Genomic DNA, 1,946 nt, shown 5'->3' with positions numbered 1-1,946 from the left:
AGCTCGTCCATCTGCGCCTGTGCCTCCTTGGTGGGGTTGGACAGGCGTTGGAGCATCGTCTTCAACGAGGTGCCCGCGTCGGAGCCGATCATGCCGGCGTTGGCGAACGCGGACAGCGTGCCGACCGTTTCGGTCATGCTCACGCCCATGCTGTTCGCCATCAGACCAGCCTGGTTCAACGCGAGGCCTAGGTCGTGCGCGGATCCGACGGCCTTGCCGGCGCCGGCGGCCAGCGCGTCCGCGACCTTGCCCGCGTCGGAGCCCTCGAGGTTGAACTGCTTGAGCGTGGTGCTCATCAGTTCTGCGGCCTCGCCGACCTGCATTCCGTCGGACGCGGCCAAGTTCAACGCTCCGGACAGACCGCCTGAAAGGATGTCCGTGGTGGACAGGCCGGCCTTCCCCAACGCGTCGATGCCGTCGGCGGCTTCGTTAGCGTTGTAGACGGTGTCGGCGCCCGCCTGGATGGCGGCGGCACGCAGCTTCTGCATGTCGCCGTCAGATGCCTGCAGGTCGGCTTGGATGGTGCTCATGCTCTGGTCGAAGTCCGCGGCCATCTTCGTGGCCGAAACGCCCAAAGCGACGGCGGCCAATCCCATTCCCGCCATAAGATTCGTGGCGATGCGGGATTTACTGCCCGGCTTCTCCAACGCGGTGGAGAGCTTCTCCGCCTGCGTGCTCGCGGCGGCCATCTTCGTGGAATAGTTGGAGGTATCGGCCGACAGGCGGATCATGATGTTCTCGTTCAACGCCATCGTCGGCATCTCCTTCTTCTAGTTTCTCGGGATGAGGTTCGCGGTCTGCGCGTGCGGGGCAAGCACCGTGCCGGATTCCTCGTATTTGCGCATGGCCCGTTCGCGTTGGAACGTAATCCAGCAGGTCTCCACCTGCGCTCCGGCGAACAGCCGGTCCACCTTGCCCTGGTCGTGGCACAGGTCGACGCTCAGTCCGCACAACGGACATTCATGGAGTTTCTCGTACATGTCAAGCGCGCGCATCCAGTCGCGTTCGGTCTCATCCCATTCGATGGAATCATCCTCCGAAGGCATCCATCCGAGCCATCGTTTCAGACTGATGCCGAGACGTCGCGCGCACCGCAGGTCGTCGATCAGGGCCGGCGCATGCTCGAGCCGGTCCGCTAGGCCAGCCGCGTCAACTCTTTTGGGATTTCGACCACCGGGGTGTTGAGCTCCTGCACGGTCTGCATGAGTGCATTGACTTGACTGTCGGTCATCGAATCGATGAGATTAGAGAACTCCTCGCCGGTGAACTCCACATCATCGCCGTCCGCCCATGCGGCGGATTCCATCATGAGCGGCGCAGCTTCCTTCGCGATGGCGGGAAGGTCCTTGACCACCCGCCCCTGCACGGTCCTGGAGTTTTTGAGGGTGATCTGCGCCCACTGGCTGGAGTTCAGGCCGCGGAGCGTGACAACGAGCGTCCTGTGTTCGACGCTTTTCAACAACGAGTCCAGCTGCTTGCGGATGGCGTCCTGCTCCTTGCGGCGTTCGGACGCCTCTGCCTCGGTCGAATCCGCCGTGGCATCAAGCTCGATGATCCTGTTACCGAGGCGCACGCTTTCCGCGAGTGCCTGCATGTCGGTGATGATGCGGTGTTGGCCGGTCGGGCGGGTGATGGTGATTTTCAATGTGTTTGTCCTTGTCCGTTTGTTGGTCCGTTCGGTTTTGGTGGCGCCCCGTGTCGGACGGACCCGGATGCGCGGGGCGCTGTGGTGGACTACTCGCCGACCGCTGCGGTGACGGTGATGGTTTCTTCCTTGCTGCATGGGTCGGCACTGAAGTTGATGGTGCTCATCTGGCGGCTGTTGATGCTGTGGGCGACCGGGATTTTGATGCCGATGGTCACGAGGTACACGGAGATCACGTCTCCTGCCTCGAACGGGGCGTCCACGGTCTTTCCTCGGCGGCGGACGATCCAGCAGTGTTTGC

At 62.8% G+C, this 1,946-nt stretch carries 4 protein-coding genes; all 4 read right to left on the bottom strand.

The features are described from left to right. Window positions 1-752: phage tail tape measure protein (locus ACMO6A_RS10715; RefSeq protein ID WP_418471245.1), on the bottom strand; the 752-nt coding region annotated here is incomplete at its 3' end. Window positions 753-770: 18 nt separating this feature from the next. Then, window positions 771-1,046: a hypothetical protein gene (locus ACMO6A_RS10710; RefSeq protein ID WP_287067898.1), complete on the bottom strand. Its 276-nt coding sequence runs from the start codon at window positions 1,044-1,046 to the stop codon at window positions 771-773. An 89-nt stretch (window positions 1,047-1,135) separates the two neighbouring features. Beyond that, a complete protein-coding gene (locus ACMO6A_RS10705; protein ID WP_418471244.1) occupies window positions 1,136-1,645 on the bottom strand; it encodes a hypothetical protein in 510 nt (169 codons plus the stop codon). Between the two features lie 89 nt (window positions 1,646-1,734). Then, the coding region (locus tag ACMO6A_RS10700) for a hypothetical protein (protein ID WP_418471243.1) at window positions 1,735-1,946 on the bottom strand (212 nt) is incomplete at its 5' end.

This window comes from Eggerthella sp. (genome assembly GCF_048329335.1).
Taxonomy (GTDB): domain Bacteria; phylum Actinomycetota; class Coriobacteriia; order Coriobacteriales; family Eggerthellaceae; genus Eggerthella; species Eggerthella lenta.
The sequence above is the reverse complement of the archived record's forward strand: the minus strand, read 5'-3'. Positions and strand labels throughout refer to the sequence as shown.

What these genes read in the sequence shown, in the direction of transcription:
- ACMO6A_RS10710 (WP_287067898.1), bottom strand. Translation starts at nt 1,046, where the DNA reads ATGCCTTCGGAGGATGATTCCATCGAATGGGATGAGACCGAACGCGAC.